This window comes from Streptomyces sp. NPDC043176 (genome assembly GCF_056436715.1).
On the sequence record NZ_JBWKCA010000006.1, the window covers coordinates 417628 to 435366 of the forward strand.

Genomic DNA, 17739 nt, shown 5'->3' on the forward strand with positions numbered 1-17739 from the left:
CATCGCACGCCTGCTCGCCCTGGACGACGACCCCGAGGTCATGGGTTTCGTCGACGACGGCCGCGCCACAGGCCGGGAGGCGATCGAGGCAAGAACTCCCCGCGGCTCCTGCGCGACCACCCGTGCTGGGAGGGCCCGCGGAGTTGCCGGGCTGCGCGGGAGAAGCGCACCGGCACCTTCCTGGGCTGGTTCGGGTTCCGGCCGCTGGAGGAGGACAGCCCTGCCGTGGTCGAACTCGGCTGCCGGCCGAACCGGGCGGCACGGGGGCGAGGACAGTCCTGCCGTGGTCGACCTCGGCTGCCGGCCGAACCGGGCGGCACGGGGGCGAGGACAGCCCTGCCGTGGTCGACCTCGGCTGCCGGCCGAACCGGGCGGCACGGGGGCGCGGTCACGCCGTCGAGGGACCCCGGGCCCTGGTCCGCAAGGGGTTCACGGACCTGGAGGTCGAGCGGGTCAGCGCCGACACCATGGACCTCGCGTGGGCGTTTTCTCGTGAGTGGTCCTCCGCCAAGAGCTCGGGCTGCACCCGTAGGTCGATGCCGACGCGGGCGCAGCCACCTCAAGCCGAGGCGGGTGGGGTGTCGGATTCGGCGGCGCGGCGGTATTCGGCGTTCATGCGCTGGGCCTCTTCGAGCTGGTCCTCGAGGACGATGATGCGGCAGGCGGCCTCGATCGGGGTGCCCTGGTCGACGAGTTCGCGGGCGCGGGCGGCGATGCGCAGTTGGTAGCGGGAGTAGCGGCGGTGGCCGCCTTCCGAGCGCAGCGGGATGATCAGGCGGTGTTCGCCGATGGCGCGGAGGAATCCTTGTGTGGTGCCGAGCATCTCGGCGGCCCTGCCCATGGTGTAGGCGGGGTAGTCGTCGTCGTCGAGACGGCCGTACGAGTCGTCTGCTGTCATTTGCACCTCTCCGGGAAACGCATGGAGGGGCCCTGGTGCCGTACCGGCACCAGGGCCCCGAAGGAACTACTACACCATCTGCCGGCCCTGATACTGCGCCGGCGTTCTGTGTCCGCGGACCCGACCTGACGTCTGTCGGGGGCGCGGGGATCGCGGTTGCTTGACCGGAGACCACCTCACTATCGATGTCCTGCGGTACCCGGGCTCGAGACTTCCGCCCGGGCGATCCTGATGGCGCGGGTTCCTCCGTTCTTCCTCGGTGATCAACTGCTTACTGCGGGGAACTGCGTACTGCGGGTACTGCATGGTGATGCGTACTGCTCGGTGGCCTGTGACAGCGCCACTCTTCGGCAGCCAGCCCCGTTGCCCGTCCTGCGTCTGCTCTGGCTTGGAACCCCACTGCCGAACTTCCCGGTGCGCGCGTCCGCAGCCGACGCCTTCACCAGGGGTACCGCTCACTGACTTCACTGCTGGGTACTGCTCACTGCACTCGCGGGTACCGCACTTGCCATGACAGCGGTCCCGCTGCGGCGGCCCCTGATCACTGCGGGCCACCCGGTCCGGCCGCCAGTCCCGTCGCCGTCCTGCAACAACCCTGGCTTCGAGACTCCACCGCCGCACCGTCCTGCGAACTGCAACTACCTGTACTGCTGGTACCGCTTGCCCGGCAGTTCATCTCTGCCGGGCCCTTCTGTCTCTTTGGGCTACGAGAGAAACCATAGCCATGTCATAGCTGAATGTCTACTCCGGCCGACATAGATTTTCGCGTGTCCGGTGGGCAGGTAATCGACCTCGAACAGTGATGCGAACATTCGCGGAACGGTCACCGCCGGGTCGACCACCCCACATCCGGGAACACGCCACGGACAAGTGGGGCCGGTGCTGACACGCACGAACCAGGGGGCCTGCTGGACACGATGCGCGTCGACGTCGCGTCCGACCGCCCTGCGGGTTCCGTTGCTTCGGCCCCCGACTCGGCGGCCGTGGAGAAATCTGCCCACCGACACGCGAGAGGGCCCGACCGGCGGATGCCGGTCGGGCCCTCTTGGTCGTTCGGGTGTGTCAGCTCACGTCCGCCCGTGGGTCACGGTCAGGCCGCTGCCGGGGTGCCGAGCATCGCGGAGGCGTGCTGGAACGGGTCGGGGGTGCGGGTGGGCGCGGTGTTCTGGGGGAGGCTGCGGCAGGTGAAGCCGAGCTTGGTCATGGCGCGGACGACCTCGCCGGCTGTGAAGTCGCGGCGGTCCTGGCGGGTGATGACCTGGCCGACCTGCTTGACGGGGTAGGTGCGGCGACCGATGACCACGGACTCGCCGGCGACCTCCTCGGGCTTGACGCCCTTCATGGAGTCCAGGACGCCGCTCTTGGTGAGGTCGAAGGGGAAGCGGGCGATGACACAGCGCACGATGCCTCACAGGGAGAGGAAGGGGATGGTTCCGCCGTGGTGAGGCGGTTCACGCGAGGACGAGGGCGGGCGCGAGGGCGCCCGGAGTGTCGTCCTGTTCGCCCACGCCGGACGAGGCGACGACCCGGGGGCGTACGGCCCGCCCGATCGTCACGGCGGCGACCGAGGTGAGCGGGCCGCCGTCGCCGCAGAGGTCGCGCAGCTGGAGCCGGTCCGTGTAGGTGGGGCTGTCGCGGACGGTGGTGAGCTGGGCCCGGGTGACCAGGCCGGTGCACTGGTCATCGCTGTCGCAGACGAGGAGGTGCGTGGTGTGGGCCCCGGCCATGACGGCCAGGGCCACCTCCACGGTCATGTCGTCGCAGACCAGCGGCCCGGCCGTGTCCACGGCCTCGGCCGCCGTCAGGTGCGCGGGGGCCTGGTGCGTCGACCGGGGCTGCATCTGGACCAGTGTCATGACGTGCCTCCTGCAGAGATGGGTCAGCTTCCGGATCACGTACGGCTCAGGCCGCCACGTCGCCGGCGGAACGCCGTCCGCCGGCGCGCCTCGCCGCCGAGGCTGCCCCGCGCCGACCGCGGGAGGCCGAGCCGCGTTTGCGCTGTTCGGCCGGCGGCGCGGTGATCGTCACGGGGATGCCGGAAGGGGTCCGGGCGCCCGTGATCCGGCGCAGCGACTCCTCGCCGGAGCGCACCTGGGTGGTCTGGGGCACGATGCCGGCGGCCGTCATGAGGCGGGTCATGTCGCGGCGCTGGTTGGACGTCACGAGGGTGACGACGCTGCCGGACTCGCCGGCTCGCGCGGTACGGCCGCCACGGTGGAGGTAGTCCTTGTGGTCGGTCGGCGGGTCCACGTTGACCACGAGGTCGAGGTTGTCGACGTGGATGCCGCGGGCCGCGACGTTCGTGGCGACCAGGACGGTGACGTGCCCGGTCTTGAACTGGGCGAGGGTGCGGGTGCGCTGCGGCTGCGACTTCCCGCCGTGCAGGGCGGCGGCCCGGACACCGCAGTGGAGGAGGTCCTCGGTGAGGCGGTCCACGGCGTGCTTGGTGTCCAGGAACATGATCACCCGGCCGTCGCGCGCCGCGATCTCGGTCGTCAGCCGCTGCTTGTCAGCGCCGTGCACGTGCAGGACGTGGTGCTCCATCGTGGTGACCGCGCCCTGTGAGGGGTCCACGGAGTGGACGACGGGGTCGGTGAGGTAGCGGCGGACCAGGAGGTCGACGTTGCGGTCCAGGGTCGCGGAGAACAGCATGCGCTGGCCCTCGGGGCGGACCTGGTTCAGGAGCGCGGTGACCTGGGGCATGAAGCCCATGTCGGCCATCTGGTCGGCCTCGTCGAGGACGGTGATCGCGACCTGGTTCAGCCGGCAGTCACCGCGGTCGATGAGGTCCTTGAGGCGGCCGGGGGTGGCCACGACGACTTCGACGCCGCTTCGCAGTGCGTTCGCCTGCCGGCCGATCGGCATTCCGCCGACGACGGTGGCCAGGTGCAGTTTCACGGCGCGGGCGTAGGGCGTGAGCGCCTCGGTGACCTGCTGGGCGAGTTCCCGGGTGGGGACGAGGACCAGGGCCAGCGGCTGACGGGGCTCGGCGCGTTGTCCGGCGGTGCGGGCCAGCAGGGCCAGGCCGAAGGCGAGGGTCTTGCCGGAGCCGGTCCGGCCGCGGCCCAGGACGTCGCGGCCCGCCAGGGAGTTCGGCAGGGTCGCGCCTTGGATGGGGAACGGGACGGACACGCCCTCTGCGGTGAGCGCGGCCAGGATGCGCCGGTCCAGGGCCAGGTCGGCGAAGGTCTCGACGGCGGGCAGCGCCGGAGTGATCGTCTTCGGGAGGGCGAACTCCCCCTGCGCGGCGGCGGGACGCCCGCCGTATCCGCCCGACCGTCCCGGACCTCCCGGTCGGCTCGCGGCGGACGAACGGGGGCGACCGCCCCGGCCCGCTCCGGCGGAGGAGTCGTACGCGTGGCCGCCGTTGCGGCGGGTGCGGGCGGAACGGCCGTTCGTGCGTGTGGGGTTCATACAGAACCTTCCTTGATACGGCGCGTATCGAGGACCCGGCAGCGGATGAACAGCGCTGGGAATCACAGGCACGGGCCGAATGAAATGCGAAAGCAGGCAGCCTGGCTCAGGACAAAGGAATTGTCGGCACAAGCGGGCGAGCGAAAGAAAAGCGAAATGAATTGCGAGAGGCGCAGGTGTGCGTGAAAACCCTGCAAAATGCATGCAGCTGGGGCCCGCACCCCGAGGGATGCGGGCCCCAGCTACGTATTACGCGTCAGCGTCAGGCGGAAACGATGTTCTCGGCCGTCGGGCCCTTCTGGCCCTGCGCGATGTCGAAGGAGACCTTCTGGCCCTCCTGGAGCTCGCGGAAGCCCTGGGCGGCGATGTTCGAGAAGTGGGCGAACACGTCAGGGCCGCCACCGTCCTGCTCGATGAAGCCGAAACCCTTTTCCGCGTTGAACCACTTCACGGTGCCAGTCGTCATGTCATGTCTCCTTGGGGCAGTACGACGGAATCCGTACCGTACGGACGCCGTGTCGCCGCGATGATGCCCTGCCCGGAAAATGACCGGAAATACAAAGCGCTTCCGTACGGCACGCGGCCGGCGGGAGGCGCTTGAAGTTTTTGGGTACCAAAACTGCAACTGAGATCGACAGTAGCACGTCGCCACGGCTCGTGTGCGTCGAATATTTCCCCCTGTGTGTCGCCGACAAAAACTCTCTCCGCGATGACCGTCAAAATCTCAGGCCGCGAACACAGGTATTCATTCCCCCGAATGTGGCGTTCAGGAAGCGAGGCGGTCGACCAGCTGCGGTGCCGGCGCTCGCCGTCCCTCCTGCGGGGATCGCGCTGTCGGCCGGTCCACCGGCCGTGCCGGTCAACGCCCGCGGACTCCCCGTGCGCCTGGAGTCCTGCCTGGCCGAGTCCCTCGACCGCACCACGGGCCGGCGCCCGGACGGTGGACGCGCCCGGACGGTGGACGCGGCCCGGGGGTGTCAGGAGTTGCGCGGGACGACCAGGCCGGATTCGTAGGCGAAGACCACGAGTTGGGCTCGGTCGCGGGCGTGGAGTTTGGTCATCGCCCGGTTGATGTGGGTCTTCGCGGTCAGCGGGCTGATGACCATGCGATCGGCGATCTCGTCGTTGGACAGGCCCCGCGCGACGAGGGCGACGGCCTCGCGTTCGCGGCCGGTCAGCCCTTCGAGCCCGGCCTCGGCACCGGGGCCGAGCGGCTGGGACACGTACCTGTCGATCAGCTTGCGGGTGATCGAGGGTGCGAGCAGGGCGTCGCCGCGTGCGGCCACGCGGACGGCATGCAAGAAGTCGTCCGGGACGATGTCCTTGACGAGGAATCCCGCGGCGCCGGCACGCAGCGCGTCGAAGACGTACGCGTCCATGCCGTAGTTGGTCAGGATGACGACGCGCACCCCCGCCAGGGCCGGGTCCGCGGCGATGCGCCGGGTCGCCTCGATGCCGTCGACGACCGGCATCTGGATGTCGATGAGCGCGATGTCGGGCAGGTGTTCCCTGGCGAGCTCCAGGCCCTCCTTGCCGTCGGCGGCCTCGGCCACCACCTCGATGTCGTCCTCGAGGCCGAGGAGTGCGCGGAATCCGCTGCGGATGAGCGGCTGGTCGTCGACCAGCAGGACTCGGATCACGACGTTCGCTCCACGGGGAGTTCGGCCCGGACGGTGAAGCCGCCCTCGCCGCGCGGTTCGGCGCGCAGGAGGCCGCCGAGGGCGGTGACGCGTTCGCGCATGCCGAGCAGCCCGACGCCGGGCACGGGGGCGGTGTCCGGCGTGGCCTTGCCGTCGTCGTCGATGCGCAGCGCGAGGGCGTCGGGCCGGTAGTCGATCCGGACCGATGCCGTGGTGGCGGCGGCGTGCCGGACGACGTTGGTCAACGACTCCTGGACGATCCGGTAGGCGGTCCGGCCCACCGCGGCCGGCACGTCGTGCCGCCGCCCCTCGATCGTCAGCGTCGCCTCCAGGCCGGTCCGGCCGGCCCGCTCCACCAGTTCCGGTACGTCGGCGAGCCCGCGTGGCGGGGCCGTGTCGTCGTCGCGCAGCGCCTCCAGGGTCGCGCGCAGCTCCCGGCTCGCCTCACGTCCGGCCTCCTGGATCGCCAGCAGCGCCTCCGGCACGTTCTCGCCGCGTCTGCGGGCCACGTGGACGGCGACCTCGGACTGCACCTTGATGACGGAGATCTGGTGGGTGAGCGAGTCGTGCAGTTCCCGGGCGATGTGCAGCCGTTCCTCGTCGGCGCGGCGCCGCGCGGTCTCCTCGCGGGTGCGCTCGGCCTCCTCCGCCCGCTGCTCCGCCTGCCGCACGGCCTCCCCCGCGGCGAAGGAGGCGATGAGCCAGGCGAGTTCCAGGGTGCCGCGGGCCTGCACCGACACCTCGCCCACGGGCCCGTCGCGGAAGACCAGGGCGGTGAGCTGCAGAGCCACCAGCAGGGTCGCGGACGCCGTCACCACCAGGGCGCGGTGCCCGGCCCGCACCGCGCCGTACACCGCGACCAGGTACGCGACGGTGAGCACGTCGAACCCGGCCGCCTGGTAGCCCACCGCGCACAGCCCGGTGACGGCCAGGACGACGACCGGAGCCCTGCGGCGCGCGGCCAGCGCCAGGCCGCCGACCGCCAGCAGCGCGTAGCCGAGCAGGTCGGGCCCCGTGCCGGGGTGCTCCCCGGACCACCCGTCGCCCAGCATCAGCGCCGCCACGCCCACGGCGATCGCCCAGTCCCCGACACCAGCCGGCACACCGAACCGTCGTTTGCCCATGCGCGCACCCTAGCCAGATGCCGCCGCGGGCGAGTCCCGCTCGTGGACGACCGACCGCCTACCGCGCCCGCGGTACTCGCGCGGTTCCTGCCGCGCCCGCGGTAGCCGCGTACGCCACCGGCGACAGCGCGAAGTGCGTCCCTACGCGGGACGACCGGCCGCAGGCCCGGCGCAGAGGAGCGGCGACCTCCAGAGGCAGGAGTCGTACGAGGAGAAGGCGCACCTCATGTCCGCCCGTCACGCCCTTGCCGCACCCGCGGCCGTGCACGCTCCGGTCCAGCCGCTCGCCACCGATGCCCCTGACCTGACCCCACGGCGGCTCGTGGGCACCTCGGCCGCACCGCCGGCGCCGGCCGGCGTGGTCGTCGTCGCGATGTCCGTGGTGCTGCTGTGCACGGCCTGACCCGTGGGAACGCTCGTCGACGGCCGTGATCGGGCTGGCTGGCCGAGCCCCCTGTTGACTTCTGTCAACCGTCCTTACCGGCACGTGGTGGCACGGACATCCGCATGCCGTGAGGAGAAGGGCCGGTCAAGACCCGTCTCCTGGATCGTGCCGAGTGCGGGACACGGCTGGGCGCCCTGCGTCCCGGTGCTGCGCCTTTCCGTGGGGCCGTTCTTCTCCGTCGCAGGTACACGCGCCCTGCCGGGATGGTTGGCGAGAACGTGGGCAGGCGCCCCGATGAAACGGTCCGACCCATCGATCGACCGAGGAGGAGCCTTGAGTGACTTCCAGGATGTGAGCCGTCAGCAGGAAGACACCAAGACGGCAGTAGCACACACCGTTCAGGACAAGGCCGGCGAGGGCGCCGCCCTCGTCGGCGCCAAGGCCGCCGAGGTGGGCGGTACGGCCAAGGAACAGACGGCCAACGTCGTCGGCGAGGCCACTGCGCAGGCCCGGGACCTCGTCGGGGAGCTGCGCACCCAGCTGACAGGACAGGCCGAGACCCAGACACAGCGCCTGGCGGAGAACGTGCGTCGGCTCTCGCAGGAGCTGCGCGAGCTGGGCGACGGCGGCAAGCCGGACTCGACCGTGGCGAGCATGGCCCGGCAGGTGGCCGACAACGGCCAGAAGATGGCGGCCCATGTGGAACAGCGGGGCCCGGACGGGCTGATCAGCGACCTGCAGGATTTCGCGCGCCGCCGCCCGGGGGTCTTTCTGGCGGGCGCCGCACTGGCCGGCTTCGTCGTCGCGCGCGCCGGAAAGGGCATCAGCGCGGCCGCCTCCTCGGACACCGGCTCGGGCGACAGCGGTGCCACGACGGCGACCGGCCCCTCCGGTGAACCCGGCACCGCCGGGCTTCCCACTCCCGGCCGTAGCGGCATCCCGGAAGGCTACGAGGACCCGCTCGACACCTACGGCCAGTCCCAGCCTCCGCACGTGACTCCCGCCCCGCCGTCCTATCCGCCTGCGGGTTCGCCGTCGTACGGAGGAGCGTGACCATGGCTCTCTCCTTCCAAGAGCGGCCCGCTCCGCCCGCTCCAGAAGCGTCCTCGGCGCCTTCCGAACCGTCGATCGGTGACCTGATCGGCGAGATCGGCCAGGACCTGTCCCAGCTGGTCCGGGACGAGATCGAGCTGGCGAAGGCCGAGATCAAACAGGAATCCACCAAGGCCGGCAAGGCGGTCGGAATGCTGGGCGGCGCCGGCTACGCCGGACATCTGGTGCTGCTGCTCGGCAGCCTGACCGTCGTGTTCGCCCTGGCCAACGTGATGGACCTCGCCTGGGCGGCGCTGATCGTCACCGCCGTGTGGGCGGCTGTGGGCGCGGTTCTGTACTTCATGGGCCGCAAGCGTCTGCGCACCGTCAATCTGAAGCCCGAACAGACCATGGAGACCCTGAAGGAGGACGCCCGATGGGCACGACACCCGACGAGCTGAGGAACGACGTGGAATACCGGCGGGCTCATCTGGCGCGCAACGTGGACCTCCTGGCGGACAGGATGACCCCTCGCAAGGTCGCCCGCCGCAAGGTGAGTTCGATGCGTCACCAGGTGAGTGGGGTAAAGGAGCGTGTGATGGGCACGGCACAGGATGCGGCGCACGGAACGGCGGGGAGCCTCGGCCAGGCCGCGGACGGCATCACGGAAACGGCGAGGGAAGCCGGCGGCAACGTGCGAGAGGCCGTCCAGCAGGCGCCGTCGCAGATCAAGCGGCAGACCGAGGGCAGCCCGCTGGCCGCAGGGCTGATCGCCTTCGGTGCCGGCATGCTCGCCTCCGCCCTCCTGCCGACCACCGAGGCCGAGGAGCGCGCGGGGCAGCGGCTGCGGGAGCACTCCGAGGAGCTGCTGGAACCGGTCAAGCAGACGGCCGTCCACGCTGCCCAGGAGGTCAAGGAAGGGCTCCGGGAGCCGGCCGCCCAAGCCATGGAATCGGTGAAGTCCACTGCGCAGGAAGCCGTCTCCACCACGACGGACCATGCGCAGAGCGCCGGCGAGGAAACCGCCGACGAGTTGCGTCGGGTCGGCCGGGACACCGCCGAGGAGGTGCGCGGCGCCGCCGGCACGCAGAAGCCTCCCGCACAGTGAAGCGGTCGCCAGGGCAGGTGCGTGAGGGCCGGTGGAGTCGTCCTCCGGGGCCCTCCACGCCTGGCCGACGCCGTGCACAGTCCTCGCGGCGCACGCCGTTTCGGCGTCGGCAGCCCGCTCGTGGCGGCGAAACGGCGTGATGCGCGCATCGCTTACCACCGGTCACAGAAGGGGCGTCTCCCGCAAAGGGGGACGCCCCTGCGCGCAGGCAGTGCCCGTGGCGCGCCGAAGACCTTCTGGGCAGGGCGCTCCTGCGGGTCGGGGCACATGAAGGGCGCGGCGAAAACTGACAGGCCCGGAAAACGACGAAGCCCCAGGTCGCTGACCTGGGGCTTCGTGTGAAGAGCGGGTGACGGGAATCGAACCCGCGCCATAAGCCTGGGCATCACCGGAGCCGACGCCGATCACAAGGTGTCCGACCTCGGGAAACACCCCTCCTTGCGGCTCCTTTCGGTGGTCCGTCGATACCCGTGCCGACCGCTGTTCACCGCTCCGAAGGGCACGGATGGGGCATGGTGCCGAGCGGCCTCGGCTGCAGGGCCGAGATGTCTTCTTCATGGACGCGATCGTGCTGGGCATCATCGGCGCGGTCGCCGAAGGACTGGTCTGTCTGCTGATCATCGGCCGCGTCGTGTTCGCCGCGGCCGATCGTCTGCGCTCCACCTGCCCGTGCCGCAGATCACGGAGGGCGGAACCTCATCTTCGCCGTTTCAGGGCATGCGCCAGGCGGGGGAGCTCCTCGTGGAGGAGACGGCCGGTCAACGCGCCGCCGAAGAAGACGACGCCGACCCCGACGAGCCAGGACTGGATGACCAGGACGGTTCCGATCGGGCCGTAGGTGACGGCGCTCGACGCGATCAGCGGTGAGAAGACGAGCCGGGAGAAGACTCGCAGGCCGAGCAGCCCGGCCATGGTGGTCACCGCACCGGGGAGCAGGGCGGGCCAGGGGACCCGGCCGCCGAGCAGCATCCGCTGGGACCACCAGAAGAACAGGACGCCGCTCAGCGTGGTGATCACCTCGCGGGCCGGTGCCGCGCGCCACAGTGGCGTGACGGCGGACAGGAAGAGGAATCCGATGAGGACGGCGAGCCACACCACGTGCCGCCACCTGGCCCACCAGCGGGCCGGAGGAAGATCCCACACCTTCTCGTAGCCGCTCTGCACCGTCGCCCCGAACGACGCCCCGAACACGGCGAGCACCGCGAGGCCGAACGCCGTCGTGGTCCGCAGGGTCTGGCCCGGCAGAGCGAACAACCGCTCGATGTCCTCCCTGGCGGCCGTCGATACGCCCAGCCCGTCCCCCAGCCACTGCGCGAATCCCCGCCCGCTCGCCGGATCCGCGGCGGATACGACGATCAGCAGGGGTACGAGTGTGAGGAACCCGAGCGCCGCGAAGCCCAGCGAACGCTGCCACAGGTCGAGATCGCGCACCCGGATCCAACGGCGTCCGGCCCGCACACGTCGGGAGGTGCGGCGCAACCGTCCGAACGGAGACGAACGGCCCACGCCGCCGGACGAGTTCCTCTTGCTAGGGCGCACCGGGACGTGCCCCCGGGCCCGCGGCCCCGGTCGGCTGTTCCGCCGGAGTCCCGTGCTCGGCGGCCTTGCGCCAGCAGGCTTCGCAGAACGAGGAGAGGCCGAACAGCAGGAGGCCCACAGCGGCGGCGATCAGCAGGGCAGGCCCTGCGGGCGTGGCGGCGAACGAGCGCAAGGTCTCGTCCAGGCCCATGGCCCGGTCGGGGTCGTACCGCAAGGCGGCCGGCAGGACGGACAGGCCGGCCTCCTGGCCGCTGTCGCTGCCGAGGCCGATCCGCACGGCCAGAATCCCCACCAGCACGTAGATCGCTCCCCGGGCGCAGAGCCCGACCCTGGACGCGACCTCCACCGCACGACTGTCGGCCACCCGGCGCCCCCGCGACTTGGGCCGAGCCGGACTGTCCTGACTGCGCTCCATATCTGGCACCTCCATGTGCCGGGCCCCACTGGACAGCGCGACTGAACAGCGCACCGTCGGCCGGGACGGGAGTGGCGGGTCAGAGCACGTTTACAAGTGTCCTCGAAGCCCTCCTGCGGGGCGACGGCTACGTGGCCCGCTTCGCTCTCCTGCGGACCGTCGGCATCATTCCGGGCGGCGAGGCGCGCCCCCTCACCGGTTCCGTGAGGACCGATGGCCCGCGCAACACCGACAGCGCTCGGTGGTCCGCAAGCCGCCCAAGCCCGCAGTGCCGGCCTTTCCTCGGGACCGCACCGGGGCGGGGCGGCCGAGGGTTCCCGCCCGGTGGCCGATCTGGTGGAGCGGGCGGCCGACCTGGTGGAGCCGATCAAGCCGAGGCTGCGCGGCCGGCTCCATGCCGGCATGGTCCCCGCGTCGCTGGCCGCGGGCATTGTCCTCGTATGCCTGGCAGGGACACCGCAGGCCGTGCTCGCCTGCGCGGTGTACCGCGTCACGGCCTGGCTGCTGTTCGGGACGAGCGCCGTCTACCACCTCGGCACCTGGGGACCAGGGGGTGGTGGTCTTCCTGATCGTGACCGGCGGGCTTCTCTACAGCGCGGGCGCGGTCGTCTACGCCCTCCAGCGCCCCAACCCCTCGCCCCGATGGTTCGGCTTCCACGAGGTCTTCCACGCCCTGACCGTCGCGGCCTTCACCGCCCACTCCATCGCCGTCTTCCTCGCCGCTCACTGAGCGGTCGAGGCGCGGGCCGCCTCGCCCACTCGCCGGCCGTCCGGAGGTCCGCGCGAGGTCGGCCCCTGCCGTCAGAGCGCGGGGGGCCTGCCTCGGCGCGAGCGCAGTACCGAGCGCACCGGTAGGTACGGCACGGCGACGACGAGAAGCAGCACCCCGGTGGAGAGCAGGTGCGGCATTCCGTCCACGACGGCGCCGATGACGATCAGGGCCATGGCGCTGCCGAGAAGAATCAGGAGGAGGAGCATCGCACTGCGCCTCCCTGTGGCAGGGCGGCCGGCGAAGCCCGAATACGGGGACTGCGGCGGCTCGGAGTCGAGTCGCCTACCAGTAATGACGGCGTCCGCCGACCGCGTGACCGAGCGCCCCGAGGATCCACAGGATCACCCCGATCACGACCAGGATGATTCCGATCGTCCACAAGATGGAAATGCCGGCCACGAACCCGATGACGAGCAGGATGACCCCGAGAATGATCATGGTGACCTCCAGCCTCGCAGGTACCTTGATTCCAGCCTAGGCGCAACCCGTCGGGGTGGCCTGTCGGGTCGTCAGGCTGGTCGTGCCGCTTCCAGCGGGCAGGAACAGAAGCCGTCCGACCGGCAAGCCGATCAGGTGTGACGGGACGGCCGCGGCGACCGGGAGTCGGCGGGTGGGATTCCGGCCCCGGACGCGGCGGGGAATTCTCAGTCGACCCGATGGGCGCGGTGACGGACCTCCCGGAGGTCGACCTCCGACGGGAGACGGTCCAGGCCCGCCGAGTCCCGCGCGTGTGCGAGCGCGTCCCGGTCGAGCCGGTCCAGGATCCGCTCCGGTTCCGCGTGCGGCTCCAGCCACAGCCGCACTCGCGCGACAGGGGCGGTACGCCGGCCCCCCAGGCGCACCCGAGCCCGCGCGACTCCGTCCGTGGCTCGCGCCTCTTCCTCGGTCACGTCCTCCAGGGCGCGACCGTCGAGCCGGGCCGCCGTACCGTCCCGGCTGTCGACGAGGACCTGGTGCAGCCGGTCTCTGCGCAGCAGGGTCCAGAGCCACCACAGCAGCAGCACCAGCAGCGCGGCGAGCACAGCGATGACGGTCGGCCACCACCATCCTTCCGCCCGCCACCGCAGACGTCCCTCGTCGCCCAGGACGACATCGGCCGGGCCGCGGAAGGGCCACCAGCCCGGCACGTCGAAACCCCATCGGCGCTGCAGGTCCAGGCCGCCCAGGAGCACGCCGCCGCCCAGAGCGAACAACCCGAGGCCGAGCAGCCCCAGCAGCACCCGGTTCACTGTCTTGATCATCGGGATCGGCGTCAGCCTTTCTTGGGGCGTCGGACATGGACGGTCAGCGAGGGGCGCCGGGCGAGACCCAGGGTCGCCACGGCTTCGCCCAGCGCGGCATCGAGGTCGGCACGGACCTCGTCGAGATCGCGGAAATGCACCTGCGCCCGAGCTTTGATCTTCCGGCGACCGACATCGACCCGAGCCGACTCCACACCGGACACCCGTACGGCCCTGTCACGCAGGATCAGGGCGACCGCTCGGCGATCGAGTCCGGCGCGGACCTCGCCTGTTCCTCGGGTGCCGGGGGGCTGCCGCATGGGAAGCAGTCCGCGCAGTCCCGGTGTCACCGCCAGCAGGACGAGGCACAGGCCGAGGGCCATCGCCACCGCGGCCCCGACGATCACCCAGCCGTCGTCCAGCGGCCGCGTGGCCAGCTCGTCCGCGAGCCGGCGTCGCCAGCCCGTCCCGGGCCGACCCGCCCGCACCGAGACCACGTCGTACAGGAGCAGCCCGACGGCTGCGAGGGACAGCAGAGCCACCATGACCGCAGGAACCCGCCGCGCGGACCAGAAACGACGCGACGATGCACGGCCTGTCGGTATCGCGCCGGTGTCCGGGCGCCTTGCGGAGGAATCCGTCTTCGCGGGCTCCGGGGTGAGGTCGCTGCCGCCGGGCAGCTGCCGCCCCGTGTGCGCGCTCATCTCACCCTCTCCCGTCCTGTCCGCCGGGAGTGGGCCGAGTGCAGCCTTTCGACGGCCACCACGAGGTCGGACACCTCCACACCGGCCCATGCCGTGACTCGTTCGGTGACCTCTCGGCGCACTGCCGCGCACTGCGCCCCGATGTCCGACGGATAGCCCAGTTCCACGGCGATGCGCATCCGCACCTGCCCGAACACCGGGCGGCTCCCGGCAGGACCGCCTGCCCTCTCCGGGCCGTTCCTCTCCGGCGCCCTCCGCACCACCGCCGTCACGTGCGGTGTGCGGTGGCCAGGGGGCACGTGACCGGACGGCTCGGTGAAACGAATCAGCGCCTCGCGCGCCACCCGGGCGGCGATCTTCGCGACGACCCGGTCGGCGACCGAGGCCGCACCCCGCTCCCGGCGGGGCACGGCCGGGAGCCCATCGGCTTCCCCGGTCACTGCCGCCAGTCTCTCGGTGCCCGGCGCTGGTCGTCCCGAATACGTTGCCGATCGTCCCGGCGGCGGACGAAGTCACCAAGTTCGAGATCGCCTTCCGTCAGACTCCCGACCACGAGTCCGACAACACCCAGCACCAGCACCAGCAAGAAGGCCCAGAAGCCACCGAAGTACGCGGCGAAACCCAGCGCCGTTCCGGCGGCCAGACCCACCCCGGATCTGCTCATCACACGCTCCTTCACCCGGTGGCCGACTCCGTCCGGCTACCGGATCCGCTGCCGCTCCTGTCCCTCGTCCTCCTCGTCCTCCTCCTCGGGCAGCTTCACATCACCGACCGTGATGTTGACTTCCACGACTTCCCGACCCGCCATCCGCTCCACCGCGGAGATCACGTTCTCCCGCACCGCCCCGGCCACGTCCGTGATCGAGACGCCGTAGTCGACGACGAGCTCCAGATCGATGGCCGTCTGCACCTCTCCGACCTCGACGCTGACCCCGCGAGTGACGGACTTGCCACTACCGGCGCCAGGCATCCGCTCCCGCATGGACCCCATCGAGCGCGCGAACCCGCTGCCCAGGGCGTAGACACCCCGCACGTCCCGTGCCGCCATCCCGGCGATCTTCTCCACCACCACGTCGGCGATGGATGTCCGGCCACGAGAACCGGGCGCGCCGCCGTATTTTGCGCCGGTGTGCTCAGTCATCAGGCACTCCTCCCTCGAGAAGTCAGCCGTGCACCCCTTATACGAATTATATTCGCCATAGACCGTTTTATTCGGTCGTCGTGAGTCGAGGGAGAGGGTGGCAGAGGTGAAGACCGAGGCGTTGATGCAGTCGGTACGCGGTCGGCTCACCCTGGTCCGGCTGCTGCCGCTCGGAGGGCCGGACGACGGCACGTGGATCACCGAACAGGCTGCCGTCCGGGCTCTCTGGCGCAGGGCCGCCGGGGTTCCCGGCATTCGACTGGAGAGCATGCGCATCGGACCGGTCCCGCACGAACCCGTGCTCGAACCGGCCGTTCGCCCGCCTGCCGGCGCGCTCCCGCCCGGCCCGCTCAGGATCGAGGCGGCCTTCACCGGGTCCGTGACACGGCCCGTACCTCAAGCCGCCGAACAGTTGAGGACGACCCTGCTCAAGGCGGCCGACGAAGAGCTCGGCCTGAGTACTGCGACAGTCGATCTGCGCGTCACGGACCTCCACGAAGGCCCGGAGTCATACGGAGGACCGCGGACCGCGGAGAACGTCATGACGCCCCCGTCCCGGAATGCGCCCACGCGAAGCGCGGCCCCCGCGACCGAAACAGCACCTCTGCGGGGTCCGACCGGAGAGCTGGCCGACGTCGCGTCGGCCGTGCCGGGCGTCGCCCGCCTCACCGCCCCCCTGGGCGGCCACCCCGTCAGGGTGACGCACCAGGACGATCCGCCCGCCCGACACGTTCAGGTCCAGCTCGCGGTCGTACCCGGCCGCCATCCCCTGGAAGTCGCCCGGGCCGTCCGGGACGCCGTGACCGTCGCGGCCACGAGTGACGTCCGGGTCCGGACCACCGCTGCCGTCCTCATCACCGGAACCGCGGGGTAGCCGCAGCGGCGGTGAAGGTCTTCAGGCGGGCGGCCTGCGGGTGCGGTCGGCTTCACGGTGCGCCGGACAGTGGCGTACGCGGCAGGGAGGGAACGCGCACGGACCGCGACAGCGGATGGGGACACGGAGACGCGGCTGGGGAGTCGCAGGAGCCCCGCGGCGGGGCTTGTGCCGGGTCATCGGCTGGGCCATGAGCGCGTTCCGGGGGCACTCGGTCGGCGCGCGCGAAGCAGCAGTGCGCCTGGAGTTCGGTGCCCCCGGTTCCGCCGGCGGGGTGAGGTCAGGCGGGGGTGATGTTCTCCGCCTGGGGGCCCTTCTGGCCCTGGGTGACGTCGAACGTCACGCTCTGGCCCTCCTGGAGCTCACGGAAGCCCGAGGAGTTGATCGCCGAGTAGTGGGCGAAGACGTCCGGGCCGCCGCCGTCCTGGGCGATGAAGCCGAAGCCCTTCTCCGCGTTGAACCACTTCACAGTTCCGCTAGCCATGTCTGATGCCTTCCAGTCGATGAACGCCTCCCGCACCCTGCGGAAGGCGGAGGTGATCGCCCTGGTTCCTGCGGCACAGCACAGCAAAAAGCCCACGCCTGGAGCGTGGGCAAAGGGAACTTCCGAACCACGACAGCTAACGGGGACGGTACACGTCCGCACACGCCGTCACCACAGGAAACGCCTACATCCGTGCGCGGGGCCCGCCGGTGTCCGACGGGCACGCATCGGCTCAGGCTGCTGCCGACGGCCCGGCCGTCTCGGCGGCGCGGCGGTATTCGGCGTTGATGCGCTGGGCCTCTTCGAGCTGGTCCTCGAGGACGATGATGCGGCAGGCGGCCTCGATGGGGGTGCCCTGGTCGACGAGTTCGCGGGCGCGGGCGGCGATGCGCAGCTGGTAGCGGGAGTAGCGGCGGTGGCCGCCCTCGGAGCGCAGCGGGATGATCAGGCGGTGTTCGCCCAGGGCTCGCAGGAAGGCGGGGGTGGTGCCGGTCATCTCGGCGGCCCTGCCCATGGTGTAGGCGGGGTAGTCGTCGTCGTCGAGACGGCCGTAGGAGTCGTCTGCCGTCATCTGCACCTCTCTCTGAAACGCGTGGAGGGGCCCTGGTGCCGTACTGGCACCAGGGCCCCGAAGGAACTTCTACACCACGTGCCGGCCCTGATACCGCGCCGGCCTTCTGTGTCCGCGTACCCGACGGGGATGCTGTCGGGCGTGCGGGGATCGCGGTTGCTTGACCGGAGACCACCTCGCTATCGATGTCCTGCGGTACCCGGGCTCGAGACTTTCGCCCGGGCGATCCCGATGGTGCTTCGTTCCTCCGTTCTTCCCTCTGGATCAATCACTTGCCAAGCGGGAACTGCGTACTGCTGTCACTGCGAACTGCTTGTACTGCTGGTGGCCTGTGACAGCGCCACTCTTCGGCAGCCAGCCCCGTTGCCCGTCCTGCGTCTGCTCTGGCTTGGAACCCCACTGCCGAACTTCCCGGTGC

Annotated in this window: 22 protein-coding genes and 2 pseudogenes; 7 read left to right on the top strand and 17 right to left on the bottom strand. The window is 70.9% G+C overall.

The genetic code is table 11. From position 1 onward, the window contains the following. Window position 1: 1 nt before the first annotated feature. Window positions 2-470: pseudogene (locus tag AC067A_RS13315) on the top strand (hypothetical protein); the annotation flags it as partial. A gap of 89 nt (window positions 471-559) precedes the next feature. Here the strand turns inward: AC067A_RS13315 and AC067A_RS13320 are convergent. From AC067A_RS13320 to AC067A_RS13350, 7 genes are all read right to left on the bottom strand, one after another. Next, entirely contained in the window at window positions 560-898 is a 339-nt protein-coding gene (locus AC067A_RS13320; protein ID WP_478618696.1) for a MerR family transcriptional regulator, read from the bottom strand. Window positions 899-1988: 1090 nt separating this feature from the next. Further along, window positions 1989-2300: an SCO5918 family protein gene (locus tag AC067A_RS13325; protein WP_478618699.1), complete on the bottom strand. Its 312-nt coding sequence runs from the start codon at window positions 2298-2300 to the stop codon at window positions 1989-1991. 49 nt (window positions 2301-2349) lie between these two features. After that, the gene (locus tag AC067A_RS13330) at window positions 2350-2754 is read right to left on the bottom strand and encodes a CBS domain-containing protein (RefSeq protein WP_478618700.1); all 405 of its coding nucleotides are present in this window, start codon (window positions 2752-2754) and stop codon (window positions 2350-2352) included. Window positions 2755-2800: 46 nt separating this feature from the next. After that, the gene (locus tag AC067A_RS13335) at window positions 2801-4312 is read right to left on the bottom strand and encodes a DEAD/DEAH box helicase (RefSeq protein ID WP_478618702.1); all 1512 of its coding nucleotides are present in this window, start codon (window positions 4310-4312) and stop codon (window positions 2801-2803) included. A gap of 262 nt (window positions 4313-4574) precedes the next feature. Then, the gene (locus AC067A_RS13340) at window positions 4575-4778 is read right to left on the bottom strand and encodes a cold-shock protein (RefSeq protein WP_150161006.1); all 204 of its coding nucleotides are present in this window, start codon (window positions 4776-4778) and stop codon (window positions 4575-4577) included. A gap of 511 nt (window positions 4779-5289) precedes the next feature. Then, the gene (locus AC067A_RS13345; protein ID WP_478618707.1) at window positions 5290-5952 is read right to left on the bottom strand and encodes a response regulator; all 663 of its coding nucleotides are present in this window, start codon (window positions 5950-5952) and stop codon (window positions 5290-5292) included. Then, window positions 5949-7076: a sensor histidine kinase gene (locus AC067A_RS13350; protein ID WP_478618709.1), complete on the bottom strand. Its 1128-nt coding sequence runs from the start codon at window positions 7074-7076 to the stop codon at window positions 5949-5951. The genes AC067A_RS13345 and AC067A_RS13350 overlap by 4 nt, the downstream gene beginning before the upstream one ends. Before the next feature lie 226 nt (window positions 7077-7302). Between AC067A_RS13350 and AC067A_RS13355 the strand changes: the two genes are divergently transcribed. The 4 genes from AC067A_RS13355 (at window position 7303) to AC067A_RS13370 (ending at window position 9601) form a co-directional block, all read left to right on the top strand. Continuing rightward, complete coding sequence (locus AC067A_RS13355; protein ID WP_478618712.1) at window positions 7303-7479, top strand: hypothetical protein; 177 nt, start codon at window positions 7303-7305, stop codon at window positions 7477-7479. Window positions 7480-7794: 315 nt separating this feature from the next. Beyond that, window positions 7795-8514, top strand: coding sequence for a hypothetical protein (locus AC067A_RS13360; protein ID WP_478618714.1), 720 nt, complete (start codon window positions 7795-7797; stop codon window positions 8512-8514). A gap of 2 nt (window positions 8515-8516) precedes the next feature. Beyond that, window positions 8517-8954: a phage holin family protein gene (locus tag AC067A_RS13365; RefSeq protein WP_478618717.1), complete on the top strand. Its 438-nt coding sequence runs from the start codon at window positions 8517-8519 to the stop codon at window positions 8952-8954. Then, window positions 8930-9601, top strand: a complete 672-nt coding sequence (locus tag AC067A_RS13370; protein ID WP_478618720.1) for a DUF3618 domain-containing protein — start codon at window positions 8930-8932, stop codon at window positions 9599-9601. Before AC067A_RS13365 ends, AC067A_RS13370 begins: the two co-directional genes overlap by 25 nt. 696 nt (window positions 9602-10297) lie before the next feature. Here AC067A_RS13370 and AC067A_RS13375 read toward each other — a convergent pair. Together AC067A_RS13375 and AC067A_RS13380 are read right to left on the bottom strand one after the other, a co-directional pair. Then, complete coding sequence (locus tag AC067A_RS13375; protein WP_478618723.1) at window positions 10298-11080, bottom strand: ribonuclease BN; 783 nt, start codon at window positions 11078-11080, stop codon at window positions 10298-10300. 49 nt (window positions 11081-11129) lie between these two features. Beyond that, entirely contained in the window at window positions 11130-11555 is a 426-nt protein-coding gene (locus tag AC067A_RS13380; protein ID WP_478618725.1) for a DUF1206 domain-containing protein, read from the bottom strand. Window positions 11556-11768: 213 nt separating this feature from the next. On the opposite strand from AC067A_RS13380, the pseudogene AC067A_RS13385 reads away from it, so the two are divergent. Beyond that, a pseudogene (locus AC067A_RS13385) lies at window positions 11769-12285 on the top strand (hemolysin III family protein). Window positions 12286-12356: 71 nt separating this feature from the next. On the opposite strand, the gene AC067A_RS13390 reads toward AC067A_RS13385, so the two are convergent. The 6 genes from AC067A_RS13390 to AC067A_RS13415 all read right to left on the bottom strand — a co-directional run bounded on the left by AC067A_RS13390 (window position 12357) and on the right by AC067A_RS13415 (window position 15392). After that, a complete protein-coding gene (locus AC067A_RS13390) occupies window positions 12357-12533 on the bottom strand; it encodes a hypothetical protein (protein ID WP_478618728.1) in 177 nt (58 codons plus the stop codon). Between the two features lie 76 nt (window positions 12534-12609). Then, window positions 12610-12765: a DUF6131 family protein gene (locus AC067A_RS13395; RefSeq protein WP_478618731.1), complete on the bottom strand. Its 156-nt coding sequence runs from the start codon at window positions 12763-12765 to the stop codon at window positions 12610-12612. A gap of 206 nt (window positions 12766-12971) precedes the next feature. Continuing rightward, window positions 12972-13568 carry an alkaline shock response membrane anchor protein AmaP gene (gene amaP / locus AC067A_RS13400; RefSeq protein ID WP_478618733.1) on the bottom strand — a complete coding sequence of 199 codons (597 nt, stop codon included), beginning with the start codon at window positions 13566-13568 and terminating at the stop codon, window positions 12972-12974. Between the two features lie 11 nt (window positions 13569-13579). Beyond that, complete coding sequence (locus AC067A_RS13405) at window positions 13580-14251, bottom strand: DUF6286 domain-containing protein (RefSeq protein WP_478618736.1); 672 nt, start codon at window positions 14249-14251, stop codon at window positions 13580-13582. 436 nt (window positions 14252-14687) lie between these two features. Beyond that, window positions 14688-14915 carry a hypothetical protein gene (locus AC067A_RS13410; RefSeq protein WP_478618739.1) on the bottom strand — a complete coding sequence of 76 codons (228 nt, stop codon included), beginning with the start codon at window positions 14913-14915 and terminating at the stop codon, window positions 14688-14690. Window positions 14916-14951: 36 nt separating this feature from the next. After that, complete coding sequence (locus AC067A_RS13415; RefSeq protein WP_478618742.1) at window positions 14952-15392, bottom strand: Asp23/Gls24 family envelope stress response protein; 441 nt, start codon at window positions 15390-15392, stop codon at window positions 14952-14954. A 97-nt stretch (window positions 15393-15489) separates the two neighbouring features. Between AC067A_RS13415 and AC067A_RS13420 the strand changes: the two genes are divergently transcribed. Then, window positions 15490-16266, top strand: a complete 777-nt coding sequence (locus AC067A_RS13420; RefSeq protein WP_478618745.1) for a hypothetical protein — start codon at window positions 15490-15492, stop codon at window positions 16264-16266. Window positions 16267-16546: 280 nt separating this feature from the next. On the opposite strand, the gene AC067A_RS13425 is transcribed toward AC067A_RS13420, so the two are convergent. Further along, window positions 16547-16750, bottom strand: coding sequence for a cold-shock protein (locus AC067A_RS13425; protein WP_478618748.1), 204 nt, complete (start codon window positions 16748-16750; stop codon window positions 16547-16549). 232 nt (window positions 16751-16982) lie between these two features. Continuing rightward, a complete protein-coding gene (locus AC067A_RS13430; RefSeq protein ID WP_478618751.1) occupies window positions 16983-17321 on the bottom strand; it encodes a helix-turn-helix domain-containing protein in 339 nt (112 codons plus the stop codon). Between the last annotated feature and the right edge of the window lie 418 nt (window positions 17322-17739).

Bases quoted from the DNA above. Each gene is read 5' to 3' on its own strand.
- AC067A_RS13320 (WP_478618696.1), bottom strand. From the start codon at position 898: ATGACAGCAGACGACTCGTACGGCCGTCTCGACGACGACGACTACCCC.
- AC067A_RS13330 (WP_478618700.1), bottom strand. From the start codon at position 2,754: ATGACACTGGTCCAGATGCAGCCCCGGTCGACGCACCAGGCCCCCGCG.
- AC067A_RS13335 (WP_478618702.1), bottom strand. From the start codon at position 4,312: ATGAACCCCACACGCACGAACGGCCGTTCCGCCCGCACCCGCCGCAAC.
- AC067A_RS13340 (WP_150161006.1), bottom strand. From the start codon at position 4,778: ATGACGACTGGCACCGTGAAGTGGTTCAACGCGGAAAAGGGTTTCGGC.
- AC067A_RS13350 (WP_478618709.1), bottom strand. From the start codon at position 7,076: ATGGGCAAACGACGGTTCGGTGTGCCGGCTGGTGTCGGGGACTGGGCG.
- AC067A_RS13355 (WP_478618712.1), top strand. From the start codon at position 7,303: ATGTCCGCCCGTCACGCCCTTGCCGCACCCGCGGCCGTGCACGCTCCG.
- AC067A_RS13365 (WP_478618717.1), top strand. From the start codon at position 8,517: ATGGCTCTCTCCTTCCAAGAGCGGCCCGCTCCGCCCGCTCCAGAAGCG.
- AC067A_RS13370 (WP_478618720.1), top strand. From the start codon at position 8,930: ATGGGCACGACACCCGACGAGCTGAGGAACGACGTGGAATACCGGCGG.
- AC067A_RS13380 (WP_478618725.1), bottom strand. From the start codon at position 11,555: ATGGAGCGCAGTCAGGACAGTCCGGCTCGGCCCAAGTCGCGGGGGCGC.
- AC067A_RS13390 (WP_478618728.1), bottom strand. From the start codon at position 12,533: ATGCTCCTCCTCCTGATTCTTCTCGGCAGCGCCATGGCCCTGATCGTC.
- AC067A_RS13395 (WP_478618731.1), bottom strand. From the start codon at position 12,765: ATGATCATTCTCGGGGTCATCCTGCTCGTCATCGGGTTCGTGGCCGGC.
- amaP (WP_478618733.1), bottom strand. From the start codon at position 13,568: ATGATCAAGACAGTGAACCGGGTGCTGCTGGGGCTGCTCGGCCTCGGG.
- AC067A_RS13405 (WP_478618736.1), bottom strand. From the start codon at position 14,251: ATGAGCGCGCACACGGGGCGGCAGCTGCCCGGCGGCAGCGACCTCACC.
- AC067A_RS13410 (WP_478618739.1), bottom strand. From the start codon at position 14,915: ATGAGCAGATCCGGGGTGGGTCTGGCCGCCGGAACGGCGCTGGGTTTC.
- AC067A_RS13415 (WP_478618742.1), bottom strand. From the start codon at position 15,392: ATGACTGAGCACACCGGCGCAAAATACGGCGGCGCGCCCGGTTCTCGT.
- AC067A_RS13425 (WP_478618748.1), bottom strand. From the start codon at position 16,750: ATGGCTAGCGGAACTGTGAAGTGGTTCAACGCGGAGAAGGGCTTCGGC.
- AC067A_RS13430 (WP_478618751.1), bottom strand. From the start codon at position 17,321: ATGACGGCAGACGACTCCTACGGCCGTCTCGACGACGACGACTACCCC.